Raw genomic sequence first — 14,650 nt, 5'->3', positions numbered from 1 at the left:
AAATCGGATGGAGGTAAAAATGGATATACAAGAAAAAGTCATCATTCTGGATTTCGGATCCCAATACACCCAGCTCATCGCCCGGCGCACCCGTGAATCCGGCGTCTATTCCGAGATTCATCCATGCAATATCGGAATAAACGAGCTCAAGGCCCTGCAGCCCAGCGCCATTATCCTTTCCGGTGGCCCGGCCTCCGTGTCCAGCCCCGACTCTCCGGGCATCGATCCCTGCATCTTCGAGTGGGGCCTTCCGATCCTTGGCATTTGCTACGGCATGCAGCTCATGGCGCACATGCTTGGCGGCAAGGTCGCGCCTTCGCTTGACCGCGAATACGGCCGCAGCGACCTTTATTTCGAAGGACAGTGCCCTTTGTGGAATACGGTCTCCGAAGCTGAAAAGCTGACGGTCTGGATGTCCCACGGGGACCATGTCCTGGCCGTTCCTCCGGGTTTTTCGGTTACGGCCAAGACCCAGAACATCGAGATCGCGGCCATGGCCGACGTCAGCCGCAAGATGTATGCGCTGCAGTTCCACCCCGAGGTGGCGCACACCGAGCAGGGCGATGAAATCCTGCGCAATTTCCTTTTCCATGTGGCAGATCTTAAATCCGTCTGGACCATGTCTTCGTTCGTGGATTCCATGCTGCAGGCCCTGCCGGAGCAGATCGGCGACGACAAGGTGGTGTGCGGTCTCTCCGGCGGCATCGATTCCACCGTCGTGGCGGTGCTGCTGAACAAGGCCATCGGCAAGAACCTGCATTGCATCTTCGTCGACAACGGCCTGTTGCGTGCGGGCGAGGGCGACGAGGTAATCGGCTACCTGCGCCAGCATTTCGACCTGAACCTGCATTACATCAAGGCGCAGGACAAGTTCCTGTCACGGCTTGAAGGGCTTGATGATCCCGAGCAGAAGCGCAAGATCATCGGCTACACCTTCATCGAGGTATTCGAGGAAGAGGCCAAGAAGATTCCGGGGGTCAAGTATCTGGCCCAGGGCACGCTCTATCCCGACGTCATCGAATCCATCAGCTTCAAGGGGCCTTCCGCCGTGATCAAGAGCCATCACAACGTCGGCGGGCTGCCTGAAAAGATGGATTTCGCCCTGGTCGAACCCCTGCGCGAGTTGTTCAAGGACGAAGTGCGCAAGGTCGCCCAGGAACTGGGGCTGCCCGATTTCATCGTGTGGCGCCACCCGTTCCCGGGCCCCGGTCTTGCCATCCGCGTCATCGGCGAGATCACCGACGAGCGTCTTGAAATTCTGCGCCAGGCCGACAAGATCGTGCAGCACGAGCTCATGGCTTCCAACTGGTACTACAAGGTCTGGCAGGGATTTGCCGTACTGCTGCCGTTGAAGACGGTCGGCGTCATGGGTGATGAACGTACTTACGAACACGTCATCGCCCTGCGCATTGTCGATTCCATCGACGCCATGACCGCCGACTGGTCCAGGATTCCGACCGAGATCCTGGGGCGCATGTCGAGCAGGATCATCAACGAGGTCAAAGGGGTTAATCGCGTGGTGTACGACATTTCGTCCAAGCCGCCGAGCACCATAGAGTGGGAATAGCCGTCCAAAACACACCTCTCACGGAGATGAACCTATGTTTGGAATTGGGTCCACGGAACTTATAGTTATTCTCATAGTCGCCCTGATCGTCATCGGGCCTGCCAAGCTGCCGGAAATGGCCAAGTCCCTGGGCAAGGCCCTGGGTGAATTCCGGCGAGTCAGCACCGATGTGAAGCGGACCATCGAAATGGAAGCCGAGCAGTCCGAGCAGAAAGTGAAGACGGAACAGGCCAAGAAGGAGCTTTTTCCTGAAACCGCGGCCACTGCCGAGCCAGAGGCCGCGGCGGCTCCTGCTCCCGATCAGCCTGCCGAGCAACCCACCGTGAAGGCCACGGAGAACGAGAAGGACAAGGCATGAGCGAGGAGCGCACGGATCGGGACAGGATCGAAGACGAAGCCGGCGCTGAATCGGAAGGGACGTCTTCCCTGAATCAGGGCGAGGGTACGGCTGAAGACCCCGTTCTGAACGATTCCTCCGACAAAGGGCACGCCCCCGGTCTGGACTTGGGGGACGCCGTGGCTTCGGACGAAGCTGAGGATGGCGCTTCTCGGCCGACGGAGGATTCGCCGTCGGAAGATTCCGCCGACCCCGAACCTCTCTCGCCGGAGGCTCAGGACAGCGGGGACGCGGCTGAAAGCACCTCCGACATCGCGCCCAAGGGCGATGGGGGCGTCGCCGAGGCCGAGGCCAAGGCCGAGCCCGAAGAAGAAGAGCCCGTGCATGAGATGACGTTCACCGAGCACCTGAATGAGCTTCGGGTGCGTCTGGTGCGCTGCATCATCGCGGCGTTCGTGGGCCTTCTGGTCTGTTATGCGTTTGCCGAGCAGCTCTTCATGATGCTCATGCAGCCGCTTATCACGCTGCTCGAACCTTCCGGCGGTTCGCTTATCTACACTGGTCTGCCCGAGGCCTTCTTCACCCACCTCAAGGTCGCGGCCATCGCCGGACTTTTCGTGGCCAGTCCGTACATTTTCTATCAGCTCTGGATGTTCATCGCTCCCGGTCTCTACGAAGGGGAGCGAAAATACATGATCCCCATAGCCTTGTGTTCGGCCCTTTGTTTTGTGTCCGGGGCTCTATTCGGGTATTATGTGGTATTCCCGTTTGGTTTTCAGTTTTTTCTGGGTTATGCTTCGGATGTCATCAAGCCCATGCCCTCGGTCAGGGAGTATTTCAGCTTTTCGACCAGCATGCTTTTTGCGTTCGGGTTTATTTTCGAGTTGCCACTCTTCATGTTCTTCCTTTCGATCCTTGGGATCGTGACGCACCAGACCCTGCGCAAATATCGTAAATTCGCCATATTGGGGAGTTTCGTCGTGGCCGCAGTGCTCACTCCGCCGGACGTTGTCTCCCAAACGCTGATGGCCGGGCCGCTGTGCATTCTGTACGAGATAGGCATCTGGGTGGCCTATGCGTTCGGCAAGAAGCGAAAAGAGTCCCCGGCGGAAGATGACGCGACGGCGGAAGCCAAGGGATAAAACCAGGGCCGGGCTTCATAGCCCGGCCTTTTTTCACTGCAAGGAGACGTTATGCATCCTCGTACAGGCCGTATCGATCGGGAGACCCGGGAAACCCGGATTTCCGTGGTCGTCAATCTCGACGGAAAGGGCGTCTGCTCGGTGCAAACAGGGTTCGGATTCGCCGACCACATGCTTGATCTTTTGGGCCATTGGGCCGGTTTCGATCTTGAGATTTCCTGCAAGGGCGATCTGCATATAGACGCGCATCACTCTCTGGAGGACATCGGCTTGTGCCTTGGCAACGCCTTGAGCATGGCCCTTGGAGAGCGCCGGGGCATCGCCCGGGTCGGATGTGCGAAGGTTCCCATGGACGAAGCCCTGACCGAGGTCTGTCTCGACCTTTCGGGACGGTCCTATCTGGTGTACGAGGAAAATGTCCTGCCGGCCGTTATCGCCGGAGAGGAAAAGGATCTGTGGCGTGAATTTCTGAAATCCCTGGCGTCCAAGGCGGGCATGAACCTGCACGTGCGCATGCTTTACGGACAAAACGGGCACCATCTGCTGGAATCGGTATTCAAGGGACTCGGCCTGGCCCTGCGTCAGGCCGTGCGCGTGGAACGCGAAGACGTGCTCAGCACCAAAGGAGGTCTTGACTCATGAGATACATCATTCCGGCTTTGCTATTTTTATGTACGGCCTGCGCGGGCACCGCGCACTGGCCCGCCGTCGAGCCCAAGGCCACCCTGGCCGTGGCTCATTTTGTCCATGCGCAGCATGACTGGGAACTCATGGCCGGTGTACTGCCGGATGAGGTTTCGGTCATTTCTGAAGAGGTATTGGATTCCCTGGACGACAACCTGGCCGCCATTCTGGATAAAAGCGAGGCGCGCACGGTCATGCACGCGGCCACGGTCAGGCAGTGCGAGGAGATCGTCCAGGCCGGCAAGGAAAGACCGCGTTTCGAGCCCCTTGACTACTGGAAGAATGTGGGAACCTGCATCAAGGCGGATTTTCTGCTCGTGCCTTTTGTTTCCCGCTGGCAGGAGCGCGACGGCGGCGAATGGGGCGTGACCCGTCCTGCCGGCGTGACCCTGGATCTTTTCCTGATCAACATGGCCACCAGTGAAGTGCGGCGCTATCATTTTGAAGAGGAGCAGCAGGGATTGGCCGAAAATCTGCTCAAGGGAGGGCGTTTCTTCAAACGCAAGGGACGCTGGATCACGCCGCTTGAAATAGCGGCCGAAGCTTTGGAAGAAGGGACGAGGGTTCTTGGTTTATGAATATATTTCCGGCAGTTGACATAAAAGATGGCAAGTGCGTGCGCTTGCGGCAGGGTGTCGAGGATCAGGTCACGATTTTTTCCGACGATCCGGTGGCCATGGCCAGGCAGTGGGTGGAGGCGGGTACCAGATGGCTGCATGTCATCGATCTTGATGGCGCATTCAGTGGGACTCCTCGTAACATGGACCTGATTCGCGAGTTGTGTTCGGCGGTTTCCATCCCGGTACAGCTCGGCGGTGGAATTCGAAGCGTCGAGATCGCGGGCAAATATCTTGAAGCCGGGGTGACGCGCCTGATCATCGGCACCGTTGCGCTGGAAGATCCCGAATTGTTCAGCGAACTCTGCCAAGTCTACCCAGGTCGCATCGGGGTTTCCCTCGACGCCCGCGACGGCAGGCTCAAGACCAAGGGCTGGGTCGAGGATGCGGACAAGACCGTGGCGGATGTCGTCCCCGAACTTGAGGCAGCGGGCGCCGCTTTTTTCATCTACACCGACATAAGCCGCGACGGGATGCAGTCCGGGGTGAACATCCCGGCCCTTGAAGCCCTGCTGGCCATGACGGACAGACCCGTGCTCATCGCCGGAGGCATCTCCACTCTTGAAGACGTGCAGGCCGTTCATCCCTTGCGTGAGAAAGGTCTGGCCGGAGTCATCACAGGCAAGGCGATCTATGCCGGGAGCCTTGATCTCAAAGCCGCCCTGGACTGGCTCGCTGCCCAGAACTAGCATTTTCAGCCTTCAGATGACAAAAAACGCCCGGTCGGATGATCGGGCGTTTTTTGTTGCAAAGTGCTCGGGGATGATCAGAACGGTCTTTCGAAATCCTCGTCGTTGCCGTCTGCGTATTCCATGTAGTCGGCGGCCGCCTGGAGGAACACGCCCATCGATTGACACAAGTTCTTGACGGTCATGCTGTAGGTCAGCTTTTCCTCGGGGGTCTTGGCCTTGGCCATGGCCTTGAGGGTTCTCTCGATCTCCCCTGACAGTTCGTCCATGAGTTTGTCGGAAATCACGTTAGCCTCCTATTTGGTGCCAAAGATTTTGTCCCCGGCGTCGCCCAGGCCGGGCAGGATATACCCGTTTTCGTTCAGGCGTTCGTCAACGGCTGCGACGTAGATATCCACATCGGGGTGCGCTTCGGTGATCCGCTTCAGCCCTTCGGGAGCCGCGACCAGAAAGAGGCCGCGGATGCTGGTGCAGCCTGCGTTCTTCAGGCAGCGGATGGTGGCGTCCAGGGTGCCGCCCGTGGCGAGCATGGGGTCAAGGATGAGGGCCATGCGCTTGCTTATGTTCTTGGCCAGCTTCACGTAATATTCCACGGGCTGGAGGGTCTCCTCGTTGCGGTAGAAACCGACGACGCTGACCTTGGCGCCGGGGATCAGGTCAAGCACGCCGTCCTGCATGCCGAGTCCGGCGCGCAGGATCGGCACGACGGTGATCTTCTTGCCCTTGATCACGTCCACCTCGACGGGCCCGGCCCATCCCTGCGCGGTCTTTTTTTCTGTCTCCAGGTCCTTGGTGGCCTCGTATGTCAGCAGTCTGGCGACTTCGGAAGCGAGTTCCCGGAAATTCTTGGTACTGATATCATGCTTGCGCATGAGTCCGAGCTTGTGCTTGATGAGTGGATGATCCGCCACGAATACTGCCATGTGAGTCTCTCCTTGCCATGGTCGAAAAGATTGGTGCGCTGGGCTGCTTGAAAAATGTGCCTCTACCTATTCTTCCCCTCCGGTCCGGTCAAGACGACGTTTGGAAGCTTCAAACCAAGCCATGCCTGAGCACCGCACGGCGATTTCCATTGAACTTGGGAATCGTATTTCGGACATTCCTGCTTGTCGCCAAATTTCAAGAGTCGTCCTTGGGCCCGTCCGGGCCGCGCAGGTGCAGTGCCGATCGGGCAATGAGATAGGCGCTGACCGGGGCGGTGGCGAAAAGAAAGAGGGTGATGAGCAGCTCGTGCAGGCTCAAGGCATGCTCCTGTCCGCTGAAGTGCAGGACCGATGCGATCAGGATGCCGCCGACACCCAGCGTCGTGGCCTTGGTCGGTCCGTGCAGCCGGGTGAAAAGGTCGGGCAGGCGGGCCAACCCGATGGAGCCGATCAGGGCGAAAGCTCCTCCGATGAGCAGAAAGAGGGAGATGAGCGCTTCACTGAGCATGTCTGGCAACTCCTATTCGATGATGTCGCCGCGCAACAGGTATTTGCACAGGGCCACGGTTCCGATGAAGCCCATCATGGCGATGAGCAGGGCTGCCTCGAAATATTCGGTCAGGTTCTGATGGATGCCCAGCAGGATCAAAAGGGCGATGGTGTTGATGGCCATGGTGTCCAGGGCCAGGATGCGGTCCGGAAGGGTCGGCCCGGCAAAGAGTCTCCAGAAATTGAGCGTCAGGGCGGCGGCTATGCAGAAAAAGGCCACCGTGATGGCAGTGGTCAGCATGGGAAGATCTCCTTCAGGGGCGCTTCGTAGCGCTGTTTGATGCGGTTCACGAGCAGGGCTTCATCATCGAGGTCCAGGACGTGAATGAGCAGGCTGCGCCGATCCTCCGCCACTTGCGCGGAAACGGTGCCCGGAGTGAGGGATATGGTGTGGGCCAGCAGGGTGATGGCGAAATCGTTTTTCAGGTCCAGGGGCAGGCGGATGAACGCTGGCCGCAGCCTCCCTGTCGGGCCGAGTATGAGGCGGGCCACGGTCAGGTTGGCGACGACGATGTCCCAGAAAAAAACGGCCAGATAGACGATGAGGGTAAGCGGGCGGCGCATGCACGGTTGATCGGGCCAGAACCTGATCGTGAACAGCGGTATGGTCACGGCGAGCAGCGCTCCGAGGACAATCTGCCCGGGAGCCGCCGAATTCACGAGCAGAAGCCAGATCAGCAGCAGGAACAGGCTGAACATGGGTTGTGGCAGCCATCTTTTCATGGGGTTCCCCTGCCGAGAACGGCGTTGATGTAGCTGTCCGGAGCAAGGAGCTGTTCGGCCGCGGCGTCGGTGTATGTGGTGACGGGACCCGCCATGACCGACAGTGCCACGGCGGTCAGGAGCAGCGTGGCGGCGGGTGCGAGCCGCAGCCATGACACCGGGGGGCCGGATAGAGGATCGCCCTGGGTCTTCCAGAAGAGTACGCTTCCGCATCGGCCCAGCGCGATGATTCCTATGAGACTGCCGCCAAGGACGACAGGCCAGAGCCAGGCTGCAATAGGAGCCTGCGCGGCATTGAGGAGCAGCAGTTTGCCGATGAATCCGGACAGCGGGGGTAGCCCGGCGATGGCCATGGCGCCAAGGAGAAAAAGCGATCCCAGCAGATTCGGGCGAGACATGGTAGGGCCTGACTCAAGCACGTCCCCCGCCGGTCCGCGCTGGCGCGCCAGATGATCGGCGAGCAAAAAGAGTCCGGCGGTGACCAGGGTTGAGTGCGGCAGATAATAGAGGCTCGCGCTTATCCCGGCCACGTTCCACAGGCCGATGCCTGCCAGCAGGGTGCCGACGGAAACGATGACCAGCCAGGCCAGAAGCACCCGCAGGCGCCTGCTGCCGAGGACGCACAGCGATCCGGCGGCCAGTGTCGCAAGGGCCACGGGAAAGAGCAGCCCTGCCGCTTCGGGAACGGGACCGTGGTTTGTGAAGATGAGCGACTGGGTGCGCAGGATGGCATAGACGCCAACCTTGGTCATGATGGCGAAAAGTGCTGCCACCGAGGGCAGTACGGCGGCGTAAAGGCCGGGCAGCCACAGGAAGAGGGGCAGGATGGCGGCCTTGAACCCGAACACGGCCAGAAGAAGCAAGCCGGCGGCGCGCAGCAGCGGGGCCTGATCCGGAGTGCTGCCGGCCACCTTGAGCGCGAGGTCGGCCATGTTCAGGGTGCCGCAGACTCCATAGAGGGTGCCGAGGGCGATGAGGAAAAGACTTGAGCCGATGAGGTTCAGGACCACGTAGCGCAGGGCGTTTCGCGTGCGCTCGGGGCCCAGGCCGTGCAGCGCCAGGCAATAGGACGCAATGAGCAGTATTTCGAAGAAGACGAAAAGGTTGAAGAGGTCGCCGGTCAGGAACGCACCGTTTAAGCCCATGATCTGCAACGGGAAGATGACGTGAAAATCACGTCCGAGCTTGTCGTCGCCGCTACAGGCATGGAGCAGGACAGGCAGGGTCAGGAAGGCGGTCAGGACAAGCATGAGGGCGCTCAGCCTGTCGAGCACCAGGATTATGCCGAAGGGCGCGGGCCAGTTGCCGAGTTCGTATGTGTCGATGTGCCCGGTTTCGGCCCTGACCAGTAAAAGCAGGGTCGCCGCGAGCAGCCCGCAGGCCGTCAGGACGGAGACAAGGCGCTGTGGGCCGATGCCTTTGCGCACCAGCAGAAGGTTCGTCATGCCGGCGGCCAGCGGCAGGAGCAGGGGGATCATGATCAGATGGTTCATGGTTTTTCGTCCTCTCCGTCGACCTGGTCGGTGCCCAGCTCTCCAAGGGCGCGCAAGGCCAGGATGACCACGAAGGCGGTCATGCCGAAACCGATGACGATGGCGGTCAGGACCAGCGCCTGGGGCAAGGGGTCGGCCGTGGCTCCGATGTTTGTGGCCAGAGGCGGTGCACCGGTGACCAGACGGCCGCTGAAAAAGAGGAAGAGGTTGACCGCGTAGGACATGAGCGAGAGCCCGAGAACCACGGAGAAGGTCCGGGCGCATAGCGTCAGGTACGTCCCGCAACCGATGAGAACGGCGATGATCAGGGCGGCGAGGGCTTCCATCAGCGTATCCTTGCGGGGCGAATTTTGCGCCTGGTCAGCTTGCCCAGATTGGCCAGGATGAGCATGATCACCCCGACGACGGTCAGAAAAACGCCCAGGTCGAAAAGCATGGCGCTGGCCAGCTCGAATTTTCCGACAATGGGCAGGCTGACATGGCCGAAGGTGGAGGTCAGGAAGGGATGGCCTGCAAGCAGGCTGGCGGCTCCGGTGGCGGCGGCCACGAGCACGCCGACGGCGATGAGCGGATGGAAGGGCAGCCGCCACTGCCGCTGGGTCCAGGCGGTGCCGTTGGCCATGTATTGCAGAATGAGAGCCACTGCCGTGACCAGGCCCGCGATGAAGCCGCCCCCGGGCGCATTGTGCCCGCGCAGGAACAGGAAGACCGAGACCAAAAGGGCAAGTGGCAGCAGGAAACGGGTCGTCTGCGACAGGATGAGTGGATGCGGCTCGGCGGCCCAGGGGCGGCCGTCCTGGTCGTGCGCCGGGATCGGCAGACGCAGATTGTCGAGCATGGCGAAGATGCCGACGGCGGCCACGGCCAGGACCGTGACTTCGCCCAGGGTGTCGAAGCCGCGAAAATCCACCAGAATGACGTTGACCACATTGGCTCCGCCACCGCCGGGTATGCTCTGCTCCATGAAAAATGTGGAGATGGAGTCAAGGGGGCGGGTCAGCATGCCCCAGGCCAGCAGTCCGCATCCGGCCCCGATGCCCGTGGACAGGACAATATCCCTGAAGCGTCCGGATGGGCGGGATCGCGGTTTGTGACGCCGGGGAATGAAAAAGAGGGCCAGCAGCAGAAGCATGATGGTCACCACCTCGACGCTGAGCTGGGTCAGGGCCAGGTCCGGAGCGGAGAAACGCACGAAGACCAAGGCCACGAGCAGGCCGACAACGCTTAGGGCCATGATCGCGGACAGGCGGTGTTCGTGCCAGAGCACGGTCAGCAGACCGGCGGCAATGAGCAGCAGCGCGCCCATGAGAGACGGGCCGTCGATGGGGGTGAGAGGGAGCGGGCCGCTGATGGCAGGACCGGCGAGGGGCAGAATCATGACCAGGGCCGCCACGCCCAGGAGCAGGGCCGCCGAGCGTTGCAGGGAGCCGTTGTCCAAGCCGTGCAGGAAGGCGCGTGCGCATCGGATCAGGGCTTCCTCGGCGGCATGGAAGAGAGCGGCAGCATCGGGAGCAAGGGGCAGGCGCTCGTGCAGGGCGAAGAGCCTGCGCCGCATTGCGTAGACGGCAAACCCGCCTCCAAGGGCGACGAGGCTCATCAGCAGCGGTGTGTTAAAGCCGTGCCATATGGCCAGGCTGTAGGGCGGCAAGGTTTCACCCGTCACGCTGGTGGCGGCCAGATCCAGCAGCGGACCCACGGTCAGGGCGGGCAGGATGCCCACCAGCAGGCACGCTCCGGCCAGGATCTCCACCGGAATCTTCATGAAGCGCGGCGGTTCGTGCGGCGGAAACCTGGGTAGATCACGGGGCGCCCCGTTGAAGAAGACGTCGTGAATGAAGCGGGCGGAATAGGCCACGGCGAAGATTCCGGCCAGGGTCGCGGCGGCCGGAAGGAGCATCCAAGCGGGGCCGAGCAGGTGAACGTGCAGGGTTTCGGCAAAAAACATCTCCTTGGACAGAAAGCCGTTCAGGAGCGGAACACCGGCCATGGCGGCGGCCGCGATCATGGCCAGGGCCGCGGTGTGGGGCATGTATTTCCAGAGCCCGTTCAGGCGGCGCATGTCGCGGGTTCCGGTTTCGTGGTCGATGATGCCTGCGGCCATGAACAGGGAGGCCTTGAAGGTAGCGTGGTTGATGATGTGGAACACTCCGGCCACGGCAGCCAGCGGCGTGTCCAGTCCGAAGAGAAGCACGATGAGGCCGAGGTGGCTGATGGTCGAGTAGGCCAGGAGTCCTTTCAGGTCATGCTGGAAGATGGCGGCATAGGCGCCCATGAGCAGCGTGGTCAGACCTACGCCGCTCACGGTGAAGAACCAGAGGTCCGTGCCTGACAGGACAGGGTAGAGTCTGGCCAGTAGGAAGACGCCGGCTTTGACCATGGTGGCGGAGTGCAGATAGGCGCTGATGGGCGTGGGCGCGGCCATGGCCTTTGGCAGCCAGAAATGGAACGGAAACTGCGCCGACTTGGTGAAAGCGCCGATCAGGATGAGCATGAGCGTCGGGACGTAGAGCGAATGGGCGCGGATGTGGTCGCCTTGTGCCAGAATCTCGGAAATTCGGAATGTCCCGGCCATCTGTCCCAGAAGCAGAAACCCGGCCAGCAGGGCCAGGCCGCCCGCCCCTGTGACGATCAGGGCCATGCGCGCACCCTGCCTGGCATCCGCGCGGTGTTGCCAGAAGCCAATGAGCAGAAAGGAGGAAAGCGAGGTCGACTCCCAGAAGATGAGCATCAGGATCAGGTTGTCGGACAGCGCCACGCCGAGCATGGAACTCATGAACACGAGCAGCAGCCCATGGAGGCGACCCATGGGATCCTTTTCCGAGAGATAGTAGCGGGCATAGATGATGACCAGCAGCCCGATGCCCGGCACCAGCAATGCAAACAGGGCGGCCAGGCCGTCCATGCGCAGGGACAGGTCAAGCCCGATGCCGTGCAGCCAGGGCAGATGCATGGACGCGGGAGAGCCTTCAAGGGCCTGGATGAACAGGACCGCGGCCAGCATCAGGGTGCACGCGGTGACAGCCATGGCCGCCCAGGTGCAGACGTCGCGTCCGAAGCGAATGGTCAGGGGCGGGAGCATGGCTCCCAGGAGGGGGAGCAGGACGAGAAGGAGAACGTTCATGCCTGAGCTTAGATGTTCAAAACGGACTGCGTCAACCGGACAGTGCGAAATAAAACATGTCAACCTGCGTCATTGTTTCGGGTAAATGGCGCGCAGGTCTTTCCGAGATGTTTTTTTGGTGTTGGGTTGGATAAAAAACTGTTCAATCACAAAATAATTTCGTATTGAATCATGCACAAATTCTTATTCGTGAGGCTGCACTGCGGAAAATTTATCAAGGAAGAATTGCCAGAGTTTGTCGATATTCATGCCGGAATGGCTGGAGATGAGCAGCGGTGGCTTTTCCGTTCCGAGGAGTCTTTGCCATGCGGTCTGATTTGCGCTCCGTACGGGTTGCTTGCATTTGTCGGCCTTGGTCATCACGGGGAATACATCCATCCCTTGAGCCCTGATGTAGGTGATCAGCTCTATGTCAAGGGCCTGGGGCGGGAGGCGTGAATCAAGCAGGGCTACTACACCAAAGAGGCGGGGGTTGTTTTTCAAGTATCTGTTGATGAGCGTGGCCCATTTTTCACGTTCCGTTTTGGAGCAACGGGCATATCCGTATCCCGGAAGATCAACGAGATAGAATTCTTCCGGGCTGACCCTGTAAAAGTTCAGGCTGCGGGTTTTGCCGGGGGTGGAACTGATTTTCGCAAGATTTTTCCTGCCGGTGAGTTTGTTCAGCAGGGACGATTTTCCAACATTGGATCGTCCGGCAAGGGCGAGTTGAGGAAGCGGCATTTCTCCCAATTGATCGATGGTGTAGATTGTCTTTTCCAAAATTACGGTGCTGGGCATGAAACTACCATTTCCTGGGGCTAGGGTTCTTGACGAAATGCGTTTTGATCAGGCAGTGATAGAAAGAATTGTCTTGGTTATCAATAATTAATTGGAGGCATACTATGCGTGCGTTGCTCGTGCTCTTGAGCGCCGTCTTTATCTTTGGAGGGTGTTCCAAGGAAGTGAAGTTGGTTTCGGCCAATTCTGCCCAGGAACCCATCCGGGTCGAGGAACAAGCCACTGTCGAATTGCGTTTGAGTGAAGTGGACCTGATCAAATACGTGGATGCCGACACCGGGGTTTGGACCGAGGCCAGGAACGCAGGTCTGGTCAAGGTCTTCAACAAGATCCTGAACAAGAACATAGTCATCGTGCCCGTGGCCGGGATGACCCCGCTGGGGCGCATGGACGGTGCTTTCACCCAGAGCGGTCTGCTCAACACCCAGGGAGATCCGGAAACCGGAGACATGGTTCAGAGCTTTCTGATCTCGGCCAGTTTCGTGGGTGACCTGAGCCTTGGAGGCCAGATCATCTCGCTGGAAGAGGACCGCTATATCGCCGGCATGCATGATGTGCTCTATGCCATGCTCTATCAGACGACGCCCGAATCCCTGCCGTCCTTTGTGACCATCGCCGAACCTGTCGGGGAGCTTGGATCAAGCTTTTACCGCATCATCGGCATGGCCGAAATCAAGCAACTCATGCAGGACACCGTGGCGTTGCCCAAGGCGCAGGGCGGAGCTACGGGCGTGTTGTGCAACCTTGAGATCATCGTCAGCGACCGCGAGGTAGAGGCCGGAGATCGCATTTTTCTCATGAACGTCGATGTCGCCGCCCTGGACCCGGATGCCGTCATCGCCCAGGACGAGCCGGACACGGTTGTGGTCCTGCCGCCGCACTCCGATACCGTGAGCGAGCCTTCGGAGCAGAAATAATCCATGGAGTTCGTGGTCATAAACGGGCCCAATCTGGGCTTTCTGGGACAGCGACAGCCGGAAATATACGGAACCGAAGGCATGGACGCGCTCCCGGGGCTGGTTGAAAGATTGCTCGGAGAAGACGCCGGACGCATTCGTCTGACGCTGTTCCAGTCCAATTCCGAGGGCGCTCTCATCGATCGGCTGGAAGAGGCGTGGAAGGTCAAGAGCGACGGAATCGTCCTCAATGCCGGAGCCTACACCCACACCAGCCTCGCCTTGGCCGATTGCCTGGCCTGGACCGGGCTTCCCTGCGTCGAGGTCCATCTGAGCAACGTGCACGCCCGCCAGTCCGCCATGCGGCACACAAGTCTCATCGGGCGGCACTGCATAGGGGCTATTGCCGGTTTCGGCATTATGAGCTATGCGCTCGCAGTCCAGGCGCTTTGGCAGCGTCTGGCCGTCCAGCCCTGAGGCTGCCGCCGGCAGGGACAAATCTATGGAGGAAGCAAGGCAAGCATGTTAGCTACGAGTGATTTCAAGAAAGGCAAGAAGATAGAGATTGACGGCGCACCGTGCGAGATTCTGGAGTGCAGTCATTACAAGCCGGGCAAGGGCGGTGCGTTCATGCGCACCAAGTACCGCAACCTGCTCACCGGGTCGGTGGTCGAGCAGAATTTCCGCTCCGGGATCAAATTTCCCAAGCCGGACTTGGAAGTCCGGGAAATGCAGTACCTCTACAATGAAGGCGACAGCTATGCCTTCATGGATATGACAACCTTCGAGCAGACTTCCGTTCCCCACGATCTCATCGGTGAAAAGGGCGGCTACCTGAAAGAAGCACAGGCCTACAAGGTCATGCTGTATCAAGGTCGTCCGCTTGATCTGGAAATGTCAGGCTCCGTTGTCCTGGAAGTGACCATGACCGATCCCGGCATGAAAGGCGACACGGTTACCGGCGCCTCCAAACCCGCGACCCTGGAGACGGGGATCGTGGTCAACGTCCCGCTTTTCGTCGAGATTGGAACCAAGATCAAGGTCAATACGGAAACGGGCGAATACCTCGGCCGCGAATAGATTGGTTGATCGACAGCATCCAAAAGGCCATGGAGAGCGCTCTGTGGCC

Annotated in this window: 18 protein-coding genes; 9 read left to right on the top strand and 9 right to left on the bottom strand. The window is 59.9% G+C overall.

Features of this window, described 5'->3' with window-relative positions; genetic code table 11:
• Nucleotides 1-19: 19 nt before the first annotated feature.
• From guaA to hisA, 6 genes are all read left to right on the top strand, one after another.
• Nucleotides 20-1,567, top strand: coding sequence for a glutamine-hydrolyzing GMP synthase (guaA, locus tag H4684_RS13590; protein ID WP_092193768.1), 1,548 nt, complete (start codon nt 20-22; stop codon nt 1,565-1,567).
• Nucleotides 1,568-1,601: 34 nt separating this feature from the next.
• Nucleotides 1,602-1,925 (top strand): Sec-independent protein translocase protein TatB, encoded by a 324-nt coding sequence (tatB, locus tag H4684_RS13585; RefSeq protein ID WP_092193769.1) that lies wholly within the window; start codon nt 1,602-1,604, stop codon nt 1,923-1,925.
• A gap of 368 nt (nt 1,926-2,293) precedes the next feature.
• On the top strand, nt 2,294-3,046 hold the full coding sequence (tatC, locus tag H4684_RS13580) for a twin-arginine translocase subunit TatC (RefSeq protein WP_092193825.1): 753 nt from the start codon (nt 2,294-2,296) through the stop codon (nt 3,044-3,046).
• A 51-nt stretch (nt 3,047-3,097) separates the two neighbouring features.
• Nucleotides 3,098-3,688, top strand: coding sequence for an imidazoleglycerol-phosphate dehydratase HisB (hisB, locus tag H4684_RS13575; RefSeq protein ID WP_092193770.1), 591 nt, complete (start codon nt 3,098-3,100; stop codon nt 3,686-3,688).
• A complete protein-coding gene (locus H4684_RS13570; protein WP_192624139.1) occupies nt 3,685-4,308 on the top strand; it encodes a hypothetical protein in 624 nt (207 codons plus the stop codon). The genes hisB and H4684_RS13570 overlap by 4 nt, the downstream gene beginning before the upstream one ends.
• The gene (hisA, locus tag H4684_RS13565) at nt 4,305-5,036 is read left to right on the top strand and encodes a 1-(5-phosphoribosyl)-5-[(5-phosphoribosylamino)methylideneamino]imidazole-4-carboxamide isomerase (RefSeq protein ID WP_192624138.1); all 732 of its coding nucleotides are present in this window, start codon (nt 4,305-4,307) and stop codon (nt 5,034-5,036) included. Before H4684_RS13570 ends, hisA begins: the two co-directional genes overlap by 4 nt.
• A gap of 77 nt (nt 5,037-5,113) precedes the next feature.
• Here hisA and H4684_RS13560 read toward each other — a convergent pair whose 3' ends face one another.
• The 9 genes from H4684_RS13560 to yihA all read right to left on the bottom strand — a co-directional run bounded on the left by H4684_RS13560 (nt 5,114) and on the right by yihA (nt 12,625).
• Nucleotides 5,114-5,323: a hypothetical protein gene (locus tag H4684_RS13560; RefSeq protein WP_192624137.1), complete on the bottom strand. Its 210-nt coding sequence runs from the start codon at nt 5,321-5,323 to the stop codon at nt 5,114-5,116.
• 9 nt (nt 5,324-5,332) lie between these two features.
• Nucleotides 5,333-5,959 carry a uracil phosphoribosyltransferase gene (gene upp, locus H4684_RS13555; protein ID WP_092193773.1) on the bottom strand — a complete coding sequence of 209 codons (627 nt, stop codon included), beginning with the start codon at nt 5,957-5,959 and terminating at the stop codon, nt 5,333-5,335.
• 196 nt (nt 5,960-6,155) lie between these two features.
• The gene (locus H4684_RS13550) at nt 6,156-6,467 is read right to left on the bottom strand and encodes a Na+/H+ antiporter subunit G (RefSeq protein WP_192624136.1); all 312 of its coding nucleotides are present in this window, start codon (nt 6,465-6,467) and stop codon (nt 6,156-6,158) included.
• 12 nt (nt 6,468-6,479) lie between these two features.
• Complete coding sequence (locus H4684_RS13545; RefSeq protein WP_092193775.1) at nt 6,480-6,749, bottom strand: K+/H+ antiporter subunit F; 270 nt, start codon at nt 6,747-6,749, stop codon at nt 6,480-6,482.
• Nucleotides 6,743-7,231 (bottom strand): Na+/H+ antiporter subunit E, encoded by a 489-nt coding sequence (locus tag H4684_RS13540; protein ID WP_192624135.1) that lies wholly within the window; start codon nt 7,229-7,231, stop codon nt 6,743-6,745. Before H4684_RS13540 ends, H4684_RS13545 begins: the two co-directional genes overlap by 7 nt.
• Nucleotides 7,228-8,724 carry a monovalent cation/H+ antiporter subunit D gene (locus H4684_RS13535; protein WP_192624134.1) on the bottom strand — a complete coding sequence of 499 codons (1,497 nt, stop codon included), beginning with the start codon at nt 8,722-8,724 and terminating at the stop codon, nt 7,228-7,230. The genes H4684_RS13540 and H4684_RS13535 overlap by 4 nt, the downstream gene beginning before the upstream one ends.
• Nucleotides 8,721-9,050, bottom strand: a complete 330-nt coding sequence (locus tag H4684_RS13530; RefSeq protein WP_192624133.1) for a Na+/H+ antiporter subunit C — start codon at nt 9,048-9,050, stop codon at nt 8,721-8,723. Before H4684_RS13530 ends, H4684_RS13535 begins: the two co-directional genes overlap by 4 nt.
• Nucleotides 9,050-11,845, bottom strand: a complete 2,796-nt coding sequence (locus H4684_RS13525) for a monovalent cation/H+ antiporter subunit A (protein WP_192624132.1) — start codon at nt 11,843-11,845, stop codon at nt 9,050-9,052. Before H4684_RS13525 ends, H4684_RS13530 begins: the two co-directional genes overlap by 1 nt.
• Nucleotides 11,846-12,028: 183 nt before the next feature.
• Entirely contained in the window at nt 12,029-12,625 is a 597-nt protein-coding gene (gene yihA / locus H4684_RS13520; RefSeq protein WP_092193780.1) for a ribosome biogenesis GTP-binding protein YihA/YsxC, read from the bottom strand.
• Between the two features lie 104 nt (nt 12,626-12,729).
• On the opposite strand from yihA, the gene H4684_RS13515 reads away from it, so the two are divergent.
• The 3 genes from H4684_RS13515 to efp are packed head-to-tail and all read left to right on the top strand — an operon-like array spanning nt 12,730 to nt 14,601.
• Nucleotides 12,730-13,542, top strand: coding sequence for a hypothetical protein (locus H4684_RS13515; RefSeq protein ID WP_192624131.1), 813 nt, complete (start codon nt 12,730-12,732; stop codon nt 13,540-13,542).
• 3 nt (nt 13,543-13,545) lie between these two features.
• Nucleotides 13,546-13,998, top strand: a complete 453-nt coding sequence (locus tag H4684_RS13510; protein ID WP_092193782.1) for a type II 3-dehydroquinate dehydratase — start codon at nt 13,546-13,548, stop codon at nt 13,996-13,998.
• A gap of 45 nt (nt 13,999-14,043) precedes the next feature.
• A complete protein-coding gene (efp, locus tag H4684_RS13505; RefSeq protein WP_092193783.1) occupies nt 14,044-14,601 on the top strand; it encodes an elongation factor P in 558 nt (185 codons plus the stop codon).
• Nucleotides 14,602-14,650: the final 49 nt, after the last annotated feature.

It is taken from the genome of Desulfomicrobium macestii (assembly GCF_014873765.1).
Taxonomy (GTDB): domain Bacteria; phylum Desulfobacterota; class Desulfovibrionia; order Desulfovibrionales; family Desulfomicrobiaceae; genus Desulfomicrobium; species Desulfomicrobium macestii.
Note: the sequence above shows the minus strand (reverse complement) of the source record. Positions and strands in the feature narration are given on the sequence as shown.